Genomic DNA, 13,461 nt, shown 5'->3' on the forward strand with positions numbered 1-13,461 from the left:
AAGATGACTTGGAGAGCCAGACTGGACAGCATGACGACGTGGAAATTGCCCGCGCCTTCCAGTGATGTGCTCTCTTCAGCGTGCCGTTTGATCCGGCGGGCCTCGGTTGTCTGTGTTGCGAGCCTGGTGCTCTACGGCTGTCAGTCCATGCTTGAGCAATCCTATCAGCCGAGCGTCGGACCGTCGTCCAATCCGCAGATTGTTGATGAAGTGCAGAAGAACGATCCGCGCGCAGCCATGGGCGCCCGCGAGCATCCGCGTATCGTTGCAAGCTATGGTGGCGAATACAAGGATGCAAAGACGGAGCGGCTGGTTGCTCGTATCGCGGGTGCGCTAACGGCGGTCTCTGAGAATCCGAGCCAGTCCTATCGCATCACCATCCTGAACTCCCCCGCCATCAATGCTTTTGCATTGCCCGGCGGTTATCTCTATGTGACGCGCGGTCTACTGGCGCTTGCCAATGACGCATCCGAGGTCGCAGCGGTTCTCTCGCACGAGATGGGCCACGTCACCGCAAACCATGGCATTGAGCGACAGAAACGCGAGGAAGCGGAAGTCATCGCCAGCCGCGTGGTTGCGGAAGTGCTGTCGAGCGATATTGCAGGAAAGCAGGCTCTGGCGCGTGGCAAGCTCCGATTGGCGGCGTTTTCACGGCAGCAGGAGCTGCAGGCCGACGTTATCGGCGTCCGGATGCTCGGGGAAGCAGGCTACGATCCCTATGCGGCAGCGCGGTTCCTGGATTCCATGGCCGGCTACAGCCGCTTCATGTCGGTCGATCCTGAGGCGGATCAGAGCCTTGACTTCCTATCCAGCCACCCGAACTCGGCGCAGCGTATCGAGCTTGCGCGCGATCATGCTCGCGCCTTTGGCCAGGAAGGGAAGGTTGGCGACAAAGGCAGGGACTATTATCTCGACGGCATCGACGGGCTGCTCTATGGCGACAGCCCGGAGGAAGGGTATGTTCGTGGCCAGACCTTCCTGCATGGCGGGCTTGGTATCCGCTTCGACGTACCGCCTGATTTCAAGATCGACAACAAGGTCGAAGCCGTCATGGCGACCGGGCCAGGCGATGTCGCGATCCGCTTCGATGGCGTTGCCGATACCCAGAACCAGAGCCTGACCAACTATATTTCCAGCGGCTGGGTCACAGGCCTTGATCCCTCCACGATCCAGCAGATCACAGTCAATGGAATGGAAGCTGCAACAGCGCGAGCAAGCGCGGATCGCTGGGATTTTGACGTCACCGTCATCCGCAACAACGCTCAGATCTTTCGGTTCCTGACAGCCGTGCCGAAGGGAAGCCCGACGCTGCAGCCGACAGCGGATGTCCTGCGGGCGAGCTTCCGCCGGATGACGCCAGAGGAGACGGCATCACTGAAGCCCCTGCGCGTCAGAGTCGTCAAAGTGCGTGCAGGTGAAAACATCACGACGCTTGCTGCAAGGATGATGGGGACGGACCGAAAACTCGATCTGTTCAAGCTTATCAATGCCCTGCCGACTGGCGCATCCGTGGCGCCAGGTGACCGCGTCAAGATTATCGCAGAATAAAAGAAGGCCCGGTTTTCGCCGGGCCAGTTGCATCACTGGGGGAGTAAGCTCTTTCAGGCCGATGCGGCCATGTAGGGGTCAGCGCTGACGAGCGCGCTGCGGAGTTTTTCCATTGCCCGGCTTTCAATCTGCCGAACGCGCTCCTTGGAAATGCCGAGATCGGCACCGAGTTCCTCAAGCGTCGCGCCGTCTTCCGCCAGTCTGCGGGCGCTGATGATCTTCATTTCTCTCTCGTTCAGATGCTTCAGCGCAGACGCAAGCCAATGGCGTCGGCGCTCACCGTCGATCATGTTCGACACCTGCTCATCCGGAAGAGGTTCGTCACTGACGAGGAAATCCATCTTCTCGGCACTGTCGGCGTCGCCCGAGACTGAGGGCGCCTGGAGGGAGGCGTCGTTGCTGGAAAGCCGCGCGTCCATCGTCTGCACATCCGATAGGCTGACGCCGAGGGCGGCTGCTATTTCCTGATGGATGGACTGCAGCGTGAGCTGGGTGTCTCCCTTGGCGAGTTTGGCTCGCAGACGGCGGAGATTGAAAAACAGGGCCTTCTGCGCGGAACTCGTCCCACCGCGAACGATTGACCAGTTGCGAAGGATGTAGTCCTGGATAGAGGCGCGGATCCACCAGCTCGCGTAGGTCGAGAAGCGAACATCTCGCTCTGGTTCAAAGCGCGCAGCAGCCTCTAGCAGGCCGACATAGCCTTCCTGCACGAGGTCACTCATTGGCAGGCCAAAGTTGCGGAACTTTCCCGCCATCGAGATAACGAGCCGCATGTGTGCCATGGCAATCTGGTTGCGAGCACCACGGTCATCATTGTTCTTCCAGCGAATTGCTAGATCGTGTTCCTCTTCGCGAGCAAGGTAGGGAGCCGCCATGGCGATTTTAATCATGCGCCGGTCTGCAGACATGTTCTTCATATTGGTCTCCTGAATTCAGGCGTCAGCCAAAAGAGCAAAGAATGCTTGCTTCCGGACATTGCGGCCCGGATCAAATTCATGTCTTGAAGGTATGAAGGCCCGAACTCTGGACGTTTCCAGGTGGAGCCCTAGCTTATCGTTATGCGCCGGTAATGCGGCCGGGTAGGACCAGTTTCTTCAGGTTGCCAAACAGGCAAAACGTGGAAGTCATGATCCGCTCCTATCGAACGTTTACAGGAATGCGAACGTTCGAGGGTGATGGCAGTTCCCGACGCTGTCCGCAGCTACATCACCTAAACGCGCCAGGATGGAAAAAGTTCCAATAAAAAACCCGGCACGATGGCCGGGTTTTTTGCAGGAAAAACAAGTAGCTTATGCAGCCTCGTCCTGAGATTCGTCTTCTTCGATTGCCTTGCCGCGCTTCGGACCCTTGTTGAGGTTGGTTTCGACGAGGCGAACGGCTTCCGTTTCCGACATCTTGTTCACGGCAGCGATTTCGCGAGCCATGCGATCAAGAGCGGCTTCATAAAGCTGGCGTTCGGAATACGACTGTTCCGGCTGGTTTTCGGCGCGATAGAGATCGCGGACAACTTCAGCGATGGAGATAAGGTCGCCGGAATTGATCTTGGCATCATATTCCTGGGCGCGACGGGACCACATGGTACGCTTGACGCGTGCCTTGCCCTGCACAACCTTCAGTGCGCGTTCAACAAAATCGGTTTCGGAGAGCTTGCGCATGCCGATGCTCATGGCCTTTGCCACCGGCACTTTCAGACGCATCTTGTCCTTCTCGAAATCAATAACGAAAAGTTCAAGCTTCATGCCTGCTACTTCTTGCTCTTCGATGGCGCTGATGGTACCGACGCCATGTGCGGGGTACACGATCGATTCACCGGTCTTGAAGCCGTGACGTGCGGAAGAAGGTTTTTTCTGCTGGGTCGTCATTCTATTCAAAAACTCCCTGTTACGCTTCCGGCTGCAGCCGGAGCCGGGTCAGTCAGGCCCGGATGAGACGGTCGGATCCGTCGGGTGACTTACTTCTGGTCCCACCGGACCAAAACAAACATATCCATGCGCACAAGCTTGGAACCCTACGGCTCAAGGCGTTGATTTGTCACGGAAACCGCGTGTGTGGATTTGTTTTGCTTTCGTGGTGGTTTGGGCATGCTTCATGCCGCAAATGGATCAGTGTGGGAAAGCTATCACAAAAATATGAGGAAATCAATAATTTACTGCGCCTGAGTCATGCGCGCAACACATGCCACCCATATACCGCGAGCAAGATTCAGGCGTTTTTTATTGAACTCGGGTTCAGACCGAGACTTTCCGAGCAGGCTAGGATCAGTCGCCAGATCCGGGCTTTTCCGAGAAGTACTTCTCGAACTTGCCGCTTTCGCCGTCCATTTCCTTGGCCTCGGGCATCGCATCCTTCTTGACCGTTATGTTTGGCCAGATGCTGGCATACTCGGCATTGATCTTGAGCCACTTGTCGAGGCCCGGCTCCGTGTCCGGCTTGATCGCCTCGGCGGGACATTCCGGCTCGCAAACGCCACAGTCGATGCATTCGTCCGGGTGAATGACGAGGAAGTTTTCGCCTTCATAGAAGCAGTCGACAGGGCAGACTTCCACGCAGTCGGTATATTTGCAGCGAATGCAATTGTCGGTCACGACATAGGTCATGAAGAACTCCAGGACTTCCATACAATGGGGCCGGGCAACCTGGAACGTCGCGCCTTTCCCCAACCGGAAAGGAAGCAGTGAGTTGCTTGGGAGGCAGTCACGCTATCCGGCAAGTTGATTGTGACGTATCGGCTTTGCCAGCGGATTTCAAGAATAAAGAAATCGCAAAACCCGGAAGTTCGGACAGAGTTTTCTAATCCTCGTCCGACATCAGCCTGTCAATTGCACGGCGCTCCTTTTTTGTGGGGCGCCCCGCTCCCGTCGCGCGCATCGCCTGCTCGTACGGTGTGAGGCGCTTCGTCTCGTCCGGTGGTGGCGTCAGGTCGTCATAGAGCAATCGAGCTTCCTCATAGGGACCCCGTCGCTCACCGCCTGATTTGACAATCAGGACAACATCGCGCCGTTCGAGAGTCAGTTCCACCTTGTCGCCGGCCTTCACCGTTTGACTCGGCTGAACGGCGCGCTCGCCGTTGATCCTGACATGTCCCGATTGAATGTGGCTTTGGGCCAGCGAGCGCGATTTTACCATGCGCGTGAAGAACAGCCACTTGTCGATGCGCTGTCGCGAACCGCTTCCTGGCTGTGTCTCCCCGCCCATGCGCTTACTTCTTCATCTGCTCCTTCAAGGCAGCAAGCTTTGCGAAAGGAGAATCCGGATCGATCGGCTTTTCCTTGCGCGGTGGCTTGGCCTCGAAGCGCAACGGCTGTGAGCCGCCACGGTTGTTGTTGCGATCCTTGCGGTCGCCACGGTCCTGACGGTCGCCCCGCTGTTCGTTGCGGTCACCGCGTCCCTGATTTGGCTTGCCGCCGTCACGACCACGCTGCTGGCGGTTGCCATCGCGGTTTTCGCGGCCTTCACGATTGTCACCGCCTTCACCACCGCCATGACGGCGGTTGCCCTGCGGGCGCTCGTTGCCACCACGGCGTTCGCCGTGATTGCGGGCCTGACGCTGGTTGTCGTTACGTCCGCCGAGGCGCCACAGCAGAACCGGCTTCGGTTCGGCCGGCTCGCCAGCTTCCCCAGTTGCCGGAGCAACGTCAACAGCGGTTTCCGCAACAACAGGAGCTTCGGCAGCCGGCGCTTCGGCAGTTGCCTCTTCAGCCTGGTCGACATCGTCGTGATCGGCCTTTTCGGCAGCGTCGTCAGCGGACGGCTCGGCAGCAGCGGCAGGTGCAGCCGAAGCGTCCTGCGTGGCAAGATGAGCGGCAGCTTCTTCAGCCTTTACCGCGTCAGCGCGATAACCGAGCCCCTTGAGGATCTCTTCCATATCCTCGAGCGTTGCGCCGAGGATTGACAGCATTGCGGTCGTCGTCGTGAAACGGCGGCCATCATAAGCGCCCTCAGGACGGTTTGCCTGACCCGGCTTCCACTGCAGCAGCGGACGGATGATATCGGCCAGTCGCTCGAGAATATCGATTCTGACGGCACGCTTTCCGAGAAAGCGGAAACCGGCAAGCTTGTAGAAGGTGCGCTCGAAGCTCGGATCGGTGACGACCGACGTGCGTCCGGCAGCAAGCACCGGAATGAGGTCGCCATAGCCTGGCTTATCCAGGCCGTCGTTCCTGAGTGCCCAGAGGAGCGTGATGAGCTCTGCCGGTGCCGGCTTCAGGAGGGCCGGAACGAAGATATGGTAGGCGCCAAAGCGGACGCCGTAACGGCGCATGGAGGCGCGCGCATCCTGATCAAGCGACTTTACCTCTTCGGTCACGTCGCGACGGAACAGTACGCCGAGGTTCTCGACGAGCTGGAATGCAAGCCCCTTGGCCAGGCCCTGCAGGTCCTCCGCACGAGACAGATCGTCAAGCGGCTTCAAAACCGTGCTGATGTGATGGTTCACGAAGCGCTCGATGCGAGCAGCCACGTGGTCGCGCGCATTGCCCGTCAACTGCTCGTCGGCAAGCAAAATCACGCGCGGGCGCATGACGTGATCGCTGCCTGCCAGACGCGCTACCGGATCGCCCAGCCAGCGGATTGCACCGTCCGAACTGATCGCAAGGTCGCTATTGCCGGCAGCGTGGAGACGCGCTGCGCGTGCCTCGAACTCCAGGGCAAGCGCCTTCTGCGAAGCAGATTGAACAGCCTTGGCGTCCGGTCCCTCGGCCCCCGAAATGGGCGTGAACCGGAATCCCGACAACTGCCCCACATGATGTCCTTCAACAAAGACATCGCCATTTACACTGATTTCAGCTTCCAGCATCGCATTCTCTCTCAGGCGCTTCATGAGCACAGATGTCCTGCGATCAACAAAGCGTTTCGTCAACCTTTCATGTAACGCATCGGACAATCGATCCTCGATTTCCCGCGTCTTTTCCTGCCAGTGTGTCGGATCGGCAAGCCAATTGGGCCGATTCGACACATAGGTCCAGGTCCTTATCTGCGCGATTCGCGCCGAAAGCGTGTCAATCTCACCGTCAGTTCGATCTGCGCGATGTACCTGCTCGGCAAGGAAGTCCTCATTTACCGTGCCATAGCGGACGAGATCGGAAAAGAGGGTGGAGATGAGATCGGCGTGTTGGGCCGGTGCAATGCGCCGGTAGTCCGGAAGCGCGCAGGCTTCCCACAACTTCTCGACGCGTGCCGGGCTCGTTGCCAAGTCGATGATTTCGGGGTAGCGCGACAAGTGTTCCAAAGCTTGCTGGTCGACAGCAGGCAGAGCGCGTGTCAAGCCGGAGACGGTGGGACCGATCTCAAGGCTCGCGCGCAGTGCGTGAATGGAAGCGAAATCAAGGTTCTTTGTCCGCCACTGCAGCACTTTTACATTATCAAACTCGTGGCTTTCGATGCGTTCGACCAATTCCTCGTCGAAGGGATCGACCTGGCCCGTGACGCCAAACGTCCCGTCGCGGACGTGTCGGCCGGCGCGACCCGCAATCTGGCCGAGTTCGGCAGGATTGAGATTGCGAAACTGATAGCCGTCGAACTTGCGATCCTGCGCGAAGGCGACGTGATCGACGTCGAGATTGAGACCCATGCCGATCGCATCGGTCGCGACCAGGTACTCCACGTCTCCTGCCTGATAGAGCGCGACCTGCGCGTTGCGGGTGCGTGGACTGAGGGCTCCGAGAACGACGGCTGCGCCGCCTCGCTGCCTGCGGATCAGTTCGGCAATCGCATAGACTTCGTCCGCAGAGAAGGCGACGATCGCCGAACGTTGCGGCAGGCGTGTGATCTTCTTTTGTCCGGCGTAGAACAGTTGGGAGAGTCGCGGTCGTTCGACGACGGTAATTCCCGGAAGCAGCTGCTGCAAAATCGGGCGCATCGTGCCGGCACCGAGCAATAGCGTTTCGTCGCGGCCGCGCAGATGCAGAATGCGGTCGGTAAAGATGTGGCCCCGTTCCAGATCGCCGGCGAGTTGCACTTCGTCGATTGCCACGAAGGCGGCTTTGGTTTCGCGTGGCATTGCCTCGACCGTGCAGACAGAGAAGCGCGCATTCGGAGGCGATATCTTCTCTTCGCCCGTCACCAGCGCAACATTCTGGATGCCGACCTTTTCCGCGACGCGCGTATAGACCTCGCGCGCCAGCAGCCGCAACGGCAGTCCGATCACGCCGGTGCCGTGTGCCACCATGCGCTCAATGGCATAATGCGTCTTGCCGGTATTGGTCGGTCCGAGCACCGCGGTTACTCCGCGCCCGCTCAGTATCATCGGCTGCGATGTCAGTGTCATGGTCCCGCAAGTGAGGCGTGGGGGCGCCTCAGGTCAAGTCAGCTCCTCTCTGAAGCAGACAACACATGGACAGCCGACGCTTCAAACGCAAGGGCTGATTTGAATTTTGCCGTGCGGCTTTGGTTGCGCGAATAGCTTGTAGATTGCACGTTTTCCGATTCGGAACAGCTTGAGAACGAATCGGAGACGAATCGCTGACTCCGGCTGATTCAGCTTTTGTTCACGACTAAGTATTGATTTTGAATCGCTTTTTTCCACAAGATGATGAATCATCGAATTCGCGCAAAGCGCGTAGTTCGGTTTGGGGCACTGTTGTCAACTGCCTTTGCGAGGTGGCCTCTGTCCACGGTTTATGCGGGGCGTTGCACTTTAAGGAGAACTTTCCGCGGAACGGCCGGAAACGACACTCAATTGAGGAAATTTGCCTCGAAAACCGAGCATCTGATCCATGCGGAACAAAAATCGGTGATGCGTGTTTCTCGTCCATTGCAAGTGTAATGACCGTGAGGACTTGAACCATGCTTGGTACGATACTGCTTATTATCCTTATTCTGCTTTTGATCGGAGCTCTACCGAATTGGGGTTATAGCCGCGGCTGGGGCTATGGACCTTCAGGCGGTTTGGGGCTAGTTCTCGTAATTATTCTTATTCTTCTGCTGATGGGTCGCATCTAAGCGACGGAAAAAACTGGGAGATATGTCATGATGAAGAAGATTGTTCTCGTTGGCGCCCTCGTCGGCGCATTGGCTTCTTGCACTGCGACCGAGCAGGGAACCGCGATTGGCGCGGGCACCGGCGCAATTATTGGCGGTGCTGTCAGCAACAGCTGGGGTGGTGCTGCGGTTGGCGCCGTGGCCGGTGGCCTCGCTGGTGCGCTGATCGGTCAGTCGGTCGAACGCCGCGGCTACTGCGTCTACAGAGACAGGTACGGCCGCCGCTACGAGGCACGTTGCCCGCGCTAACGTGGGTGGCTTTCAACAGCCTTGTTGTTCTGGAATTGAAAGCGCCGGTTCGACCGGCGCTTTTGTTTTAACAGGTCGCGATACTGGCTCGATGGATGACAAGAAAAAGGCCGCTTCGTTTCCGAAAGCGGCCTTTGGGTTCTCAGCACAGCGGCCGATCAGTCCTTGGCGCGCTCGACGTAGGAATTGTCTTCTGTCGCGATCACAACGCGCGTGCCGGCGTTGATGTGTGGCGGCACCATCGTACGAACGCCGTTCGACAGCATTGCCGGTTTGTAGGAAGAGGATGCCGTCTGGCCCTTAACGACCGGTTCGGTCTCAGTGATTTCGAGGGTCACGTGGCGCGGCAGCTCGAGAGCCAGCGGAAGGCCTTCGTGGATCGACAGGATGCAGGTCATGCCTTCCTGGAGATAGGCCTTCTGATCGCCCATCGTCTCGTTGTCGACGACAACCTGGTCGTAAGTCGCCGGGTTCATGAAGTGGAAGCCTTCGCCATCTTCATAGAGATATTGGAAGTTCACATCTTCAACGAAGGCACGCTCGACCTGCTCGGTCGTGCGCCAGCGCTCGGAAACCTTGACGCCATCGACGATACGACGCATGTCGACTTGGGTAACCGGCGTGCCCTTGCCCGGATGAAAGTTCTGGGCAGTCAGAACGACGTAGAGCTTGCCGTCGACGTCCAGAACGTTGCCCTTGCGGACGGAAGAGGCGATGACCTTGACCATTAAGACTTCCTTGTAACTCGGCTTTTGGCGTCGTAGAGGACTGTCGACACAGCCCCGAGACGCGATTGATTGTTCTTTGGGGGCGCAACTAACCTAAAATCCGGCAAATAGCCAGCCCTAGCGTTGGAAGGCCGGCCAGGACAAGCCAATGAATTCCTCGATCACCAAAGTATCGCCGTGGTGGACGCCGAGCGTGCATTTGGACCGGCGCCCGTTCCTGATCGGGCGCAATGCGATCCAGTCTGCGTTGCGCGGATACTTTCTTCGTGAGGATTTTCTGGAGGTCGACACCGCCACGCTGCAGGTGTCGCCTGGCAACGAGGCGCATCTTCACGCGTTTGCCACCGAAGCTCTGACGACGGACGGCCAGACGGCCGCGCCCCTTTATCTGCATACCTCGCCTGAATTTGCGTGCAAGAAACTGCTTTCAGCCGGCGAGCAGCGTATCGCGTGCTTTGCGCATGTTTATCGCAACCGCGAGCGTGGCCCCCTGCATCACCCGGAATTCACGATGCTCGAATGGTACCGTGTCGGTGAAAGTTACGAGAGCCTGATGATGGACTGTGTTCGTATCCTGGCGCTTGCTGCCGAAACCATGAAGACGACGCGGTTCGCCTATCGAGGCAAGGAATGCGATCCGTTCGCTGGGCCTGATCGGATAAGTGTCGCCGCAGCTTTCGAGCGCTATGCCGGTATTGACCTCCTTGCCTCCGTTTCCGCCGATGGCGCGACGGATCGGGCGCATCTCGCTGACCAGGTAAAGCGAACCGGTATGCGTGTCGCCGACGATGATGGCTGGGCCGATTTGTTCAGCCGTGTCCTTGTGGAGAAGGTCGAACCTCATCTGGGTTTTGGACGCGTGACCATTCTTGACGAATATCCGGTGTCGGAAGCGGCGCTGGCGCGGCCCTCCGCGCGGGATCCCCGCGTTGCAGAGCGCTTTGAGGTCTACGCCTGCGGCGTCGAGCTTGCGAACGGCTTCGGCGAGCTTACCAACCCCGTCGAACAGCGGCGCCGCTTCGAGATCGAGATGTCCGAGAAAGCCCGCATCTACGGTGAACGCTATCCTCTCGATGAGGACTTCCTCGAGGCACTCGCCATTATGCCCGCTGCAAGCGGCATCGCTCTTGGGTTCGACCGGCTCGTGATGCTGGCGACGGGTGCGTCGCGGATCGATCAGGTGATGTGGGCGCCAGTGGCGGAGTATCGCAGATGAACAGCGTCGGCGCCATAAAGACAGTCGAGGGCCTGGACCGTGCCGGATTGCTTGGCCAGCGGGACCGGGAAAAGCTGGCGGAGGTTGCTGCCCACTACGCCATTGCACTGACGCCGACCGTAGCGGAGCTCATCGATCGCACAGACGCTGCAGACCCGATCGCTCGGCAATTTATTCCTGACGCGGCAGAGCTCGTCCTCACGCCAGAGGAGCGTGTGGATCCGATCGGTGACGCGGCTCACAGCCCCGTTGAAGGTATCGTCCATCGTTATCCGGATCGAGTTCTGTTGAAGGCGGTGCACGTGTGTCCCGTTTACTGTCGCTTCTGCTTTCGCCGCGAGATGGTTGGCCCGAAGGGTCTCGGGACGTTGGACGCCAAGGCTATGAGGGCGGCATTCGAGTACATCCGCGACCATGAGGAGATCTGGGAGGTGATCCTGACGGGTGGCGACCCGTTGGTGCTGTCATCACGTCGGCTCGAGGAAATTCTCCGCGAACTGGCGTCGATCGATCACGTCAAGATCGTGCGATTTCATACGCGCGTTCCCGTCGTCGATCCATCCGGGGTCGATACGGCGCTGATCGAAGCTCTGAAGGCAAGCGGGAAGACGGTCTACGTTGCACTGCATGCCAACCATCCGCGCGAACTGACGGACGAGGCGCGCGCGGCCTGTGCCCGCCTCGTCGACGCTGGGATCGTCATGGTTAGCCAGTCGGTGCTCCTCAAGGGCGTAAACGATGATCCGAGTGTCCTTGCCGAACTGATGAAAGCCTTCGTCGAAACACGCGTGAAGCCGTACTACCTGCACCATCCGGATCTCGCGCCCGGGACAAGCCATTTTCGGTTGACGATCGAAGAGGGGCAAAGAATTGTTGCCGCCCTGCGAGGCCGAATTTCCGGTCTTTGCCAACCCGCTTACATACTCGACATTCCAGGTGGTTACGGCAAGGCCGTCATCGGTGAGCAGGCCATACGGGAGATCGGGGAAGGTTGCTATTCGGTCTCGGATTACCGCGGTGAAGAGCACCGATATCCGCCCACTGTTTAGCTTAAACGTCGAAAGAAGTATTATTCTTGGACAATATGTCGCAAGCCTTGCAGCTTCGAATCCCTGCATTTTGTGATTTAAGATATTGATTTTATTGTAATTTGTTAAGCCGAGACGCTATCTCGATCGAAATTTAACTGAAAGTCTCAATGCGTTTTAACTACGTCATTTAGCGGAATCTTGGCTTTTCCAAACTAGAGATATTCTAATCACACGGCGGAATCGCCACTCGGGATATGATCACCTGGAGAAATAACAATGAACACGACGATTCGCGATCTCCTGGTCAAGTTCGGGAAGCTCCCGATTCCTCTTGATCAGGTTGCCGATGATGCCGACCTTTATGCGGTTGGTCTGACTTCCTTCGCCTCGGTACAGCTGATGCTCGGCATCGAAGAAGCGTTCGACATCGAATTTCCCGACAATCTTTTGAATCGCAAATCCTTTGCCAGCATCTCGGCCATTGCGAAGACAATTGATCAGATCAACGAAAGCCGGAAGGTCGCCTAAATGAACTTTCCGGTCAAAATCACGGAAGCAGATCTTGGTGCGAGGGTCGCCCGAGTGGCCGCGATCGCGGCGAAGCACGCCGATTCCGTGGATCTTGATGGGAGGTTCCCACACGAAGCAGTGGATGCAATGAAGGCCGAGCGCCTTCTCGGAATTCAGATCCCTCGTCATTTCGGCGGTGAAGGCGCGACAATCGGCGAGATCGCCGAGTTGTGCTCGATGCTTGGTCAGGCTTGTTCGGCGGCCGGCATGGTCTTTGCGATGCATCACATCAAGCTTTGCAGTCTTGTCGAGCACGGCGGCGAGAGCGAATGGCACCGGTCCTTCATGCAAAGGGTGGCCGGCGAACAATTGCTGATCGCGTCTGCGACGACGGAAGGCGGCATCGGTGGCAACCTGAGAAACAGCATTTGTGCCATCGATGTGGACGGTGAAGTTTGTTGCCTCGAGAAAGACGCGACGGTCATTTCGTACGGCTCCTATGCCGACGCGATCATGATTACCTCGCGGGCGCATGCAAATGCTGCCTCTTCCGACCAGGTTCTGACCGTTTTCCTCAAGGACCAGTATGAGCTTGAGAAAACGCACGCGTGGAACACGCTCGGGATGCGTGGCACGTGCTCGGACGGTTTCCTCTTCAAGGGTGAGGCGCCGGCTAAGCAAATCCTGCCGAAGCCCTTTGCCGAGATCGCGGCTCAATCGATGCTGGCGTCGTCGCACCTTCTTTGGAGCGGCGTATGGTATGGTATCGCGGTCGATGCCGTCAGTCGCGCGCAGTCCTTCGTCCGTGCCGCAGCACGCAAGTCGCCTGGAACACCTCCTCCCGGAGCCTTGAGGCTGGCCGAGGTTTCCAACCTGCTGCAGATGGTTCGCTCGAATGTTGTCGCAGGCCTGAAGGCTTACGAGGATGCCAAGAGCGACGCGGACAAGCTTTCCTCGATGGGCTTCGCGGTCACCATGAACAACGTGAAGATCGCCTCGTCGGAGACGATTCTCGAAATCGTCAATCACGTGATGCTGATTTGCGGGATCATGGGTTACAAGAACGGCACACCGTTCAGCGTTGGACGACATCTGCGCGACGCCCATTCCGCACAGCTCATGATCTCGAACGACCGCATCCTCGGCAACACGTCGAGCATGCTTCTTGTCCACAAGCAGGACACTAGCCTACTGGGGTGAC

13 protein-coding genes are annotated in these 13,461 nt (G+C 58.1%); 7 read left to right on the plus strand and 6 right to left on the minus strand.

Annotated elements, in window-relative coordinates:
- Positions 1-3 precede the first annotated feature (3 nt).
- Positions 4-1,548 carry a M48 family metalloprotease gene (locus tag JNB88_RS11535; RefSeq protein ID WP_220355584.1) on the plus strand — a complete coding sequence of 515 codons (1,545 nt, stop codon included), beginning with the start codon at positions 4-6 and terminating at the stop codon, positions 1,546-1,548.
- Between the two features lie 53 nt (positions 1,549-1,601).
- Here the strand turns inward: JNB88_RS11535 and JNB88_RS11540 are convergent, their stop codons facing one another.
- From JNB88_RS11540 to JNB88_RS11560, 5 genes are all read right to left on the minus strand, one after another.
- Positions 1,602-2,465, minus strand: a complete 864-nt coding sequence (locus tag JNB88_RS11540) for an RNA polymerase factor sigma-32 (RefSeq protein WP_037131856.1) — start codon at positions 2,463-2,465, stop codon at positions 1,602-1,604.
- A gap of 372 nt (positions 2,466-2,837) precedes the next feature.
- Complete coding sequence (locus tag JNB88_RS11545; RefSeq protein WP_007528356.1) at positions 2,838-3,410, minus strand: CarD family transcriptional regulator; 573 nt, start codon at positions 3,408-3,410, stop codon at positions 2,838-2,840.
- Between the two features lie 396 nt (positions 3,411-3,806).
- Positions 3,807-4,145: a ferredoxin FdxA gene (fdxA, locus tag JNB88_RS11550; RefSeq protein WP_037132391.1), complete on the minus strand. Its 339-nt coding sequence runs from the start codon at positions 4,143-4,145 to the stop codon at positions 3,807-3,809.
- Positions 4,146-4,338: 193 nt separating this feature from the next.
- Positions 4,339-4,743 (minus strand): RNA-binding S4 domain-containing protein, encoded by a 405-nt coding sequence (locus JNB88_RS11555; RefSeq protein ID WP_220355585.1) that lies wholly within the window; start codon positions 4,741-4,743, stop codon positions 4,339-4,341.
- 4 nt (positions 4,744-4,747) lie between these two features.
- Positions 4,748-7,813, minus strand: coding sequence for a helicase-related protein (locus JNB88_RS11560; protein WP_220355586.1), 3,066 nt, complete (start codon positions 7,811-7,813; stop codon positions 4,748-4,750).
- 518 nt (positions 7,814-8,331) lie between these two features.
- Between JNB88_RS11560 and JNB88_RS11565 the strand changes: the two genes are divergently transcribed.
- Together JNB88_RS11565 and JNB88_RS11570 are read left to right on the plus strand one after the other, a co-directional pair.
- Positions 8,332-8,487 carry a DUF3309 family protein gene (locus tag JNB88_RS11565; protein WP_081930825.1) on the plus strand — a complete coding sequence of 52 codons (156 nt, stop codon included), beginning with the start codon at positions 8,332-8,334 and terminating at the stop codon, positions 8,485-8,487.
- A 27-nt stretch (positions 8,488-8,514) separates the two neighbouring features.
- Positions 8,515-8,775, plus strand: a complete 261-nt coding sequence (locus JNB88_RS11570; protein ID WP_037131863.1) for a YMGG-like glycine zipper-containing protein — start codon at positions 8,515-8,517, stop codon at positions 8,773-8,775.
- Positions 8,776-8,933: 158 nt separating this feature from the next.
- Here the strand turns inward: JNB88_RS11570 and efp are convergent, their stop codons facing one another.
- Entirely contained in the window at positions 8,934-9,503 is a 570-nt protein-coding gene (efp, locus tag JNB88_RS11575; protein WP_220355587.1) for an elongation factor P, read from the minus strand.
- Positions 9,504-9,651: 148 nt separating this feature from the next.
- Here efp and epmA point away from each other — a divergent pair, with 148 nt between their 5' ends.
- From epmA to JNB88_RS11595, 4 genes are all read left to right on the plus strand, one after another.
- Positions 9,652-10,719 carry an EF-P lysine aminoacylase EpmA gene (gene epmA / locus JNB88_RS11580; RefSeq protein ID WP_220355588.1) on the plus strand — a complete coding sequence of 356 codons (1,068 nt, stop codon included), beginning with the start codon at positions 9,652-9,654 and terminating at the stop codon, positions 10,717-10,719.
- Entirely contained in the window at positions 10,716-11,768 is a 1,053-nt protein-coding gene (locus tag JNB88_RS11585) for a lysine-2,3-aminomutase-like protein (protein ID WP_220355589.1), read from the plus strand. The genes epmA and JNB88_RS11585 overlap by 4 nt, the downstream gene beginning before the upstream one ends.
- Before the next feature lie 258 nt (positions 11,769-12,026).
- On the plus strand, positions 12,027-12,278 hold the full coding sequence (locus JNB88_RS11590) for an acyl carrier protein (RefSeq protein ID WP_037131870.1): 252 nt from the start codon (positions 12,027-12,029) through the stop codon (positions 12,276-12,278).
- Complete coding sequence (locus tag JNB88_RS11595) at positions 12,279-13,460, plus strand: acyl-CoA dehydrogenase family protein (protein WP_220355590.1); 1,182 nt, start codon at positions 12,279-12,281, stop codon at positions 13,458-13,460. It abuts the gene before it with no gap.
- The last annotated feature ends 1 nt before the right edge of the window (position 13,461 follow it).

The organism is Rhizobium cauense (assembly GCF_019511525.1).
In the GTDB taxonomy this organism is placed as follows: Bacteria; Pseudomonadota; Alphaproteobacteria; order Rhizobiales; family Rhizobiaceae; genus Rhizobium; species Rhizobium cauense.

Coding starts and splice junctions, on each gene's coding strand:
- JNB88_RS11535 (WP_220355584.1), top strand. CDS start 4: ATGACTTGGAGAGCCAGACTGGACAGCATGACGACGTGGAAATTGCCC.
- JNB88_RS11540 (WP_037131856.1), bottom strand. CDS start 2,465: ATGAAGAACATGTCTGCAGACCGGCGCATGATTAAAATCGCCATGGCG.
- JNB88_RS11545 (WP_007528356.1), bottom strand. CDS start 3,410: ATGACGACCCAGCAGAAAAAACCTTCTTCCGCACGTCACGGCTTCAAG.
- fdxA (WP_037132391.1), bottom strand. CDS start 4,145: ATGACCTATGTCGTGACCGACAATTGCATTCGCTGCAAATATACCGAC.
- JNB88_RS11555 (WP_220355585.1), bottom strand. CDS start 4,743: ATGGGCGGGGAGACACAGCCAGGAAGCGGTTCGCGACAGCGCATCGAC.
- JNB88_RS11560 (WP_220355586.1), bottom strand. CDS start 7,813: ATGACACTGACATCGCAGCCGATGATACTGAGCGGGCGCGGAGTAACC.
- JNB88_RS11565 (WP_081930825.1), top strand. CDS start 8,332: ATGCTTGGTACGATACTGCTTATTATCCTTATTCTGCTTTTGATCGGA.
- JNB88_RS11570 (WP_037131863.1), top strand. CDS start 8,515: ATGATGAAGAAGATTGTTCTCGTTGGCGCCCTCGTCGGCGCATTGGCT.
- efp (WP_220355587.1), bottom strand. CDS start 9,503: ATGGTCAAGGTCATCGCCTCTTCCGTCCGCAAGGGCAACGTTCTGGAC.
- epmA (WP_220355588.1), top strand. CDS start 9,652: ATGAATTCCTCGATCACCAAAGTATCGCCGTGGTGGACGCCGAGCGTG.
- JNB88_RS11585 (WP_220355589.1), top strand. CDS start 10,716: ATGAACAGCGTCGGCGCCATAAAGACAGTCGAGGGCCTGGACCGTGCC.
- JNB88_RS11590 (WP_037131870.1), top strand. CDS start 12,027: ATGAACACGACGATTCGCGATCTCCTGGTCAAGTTCGGGAAGCTCCCG.
- JNB88_RS11595 (WP_220355590.1), top strand. CDS start 12,279: ATGAACTTTCCGGTCAAAATCACGGAAGCAGATCTTGGTGCGAGGGTC.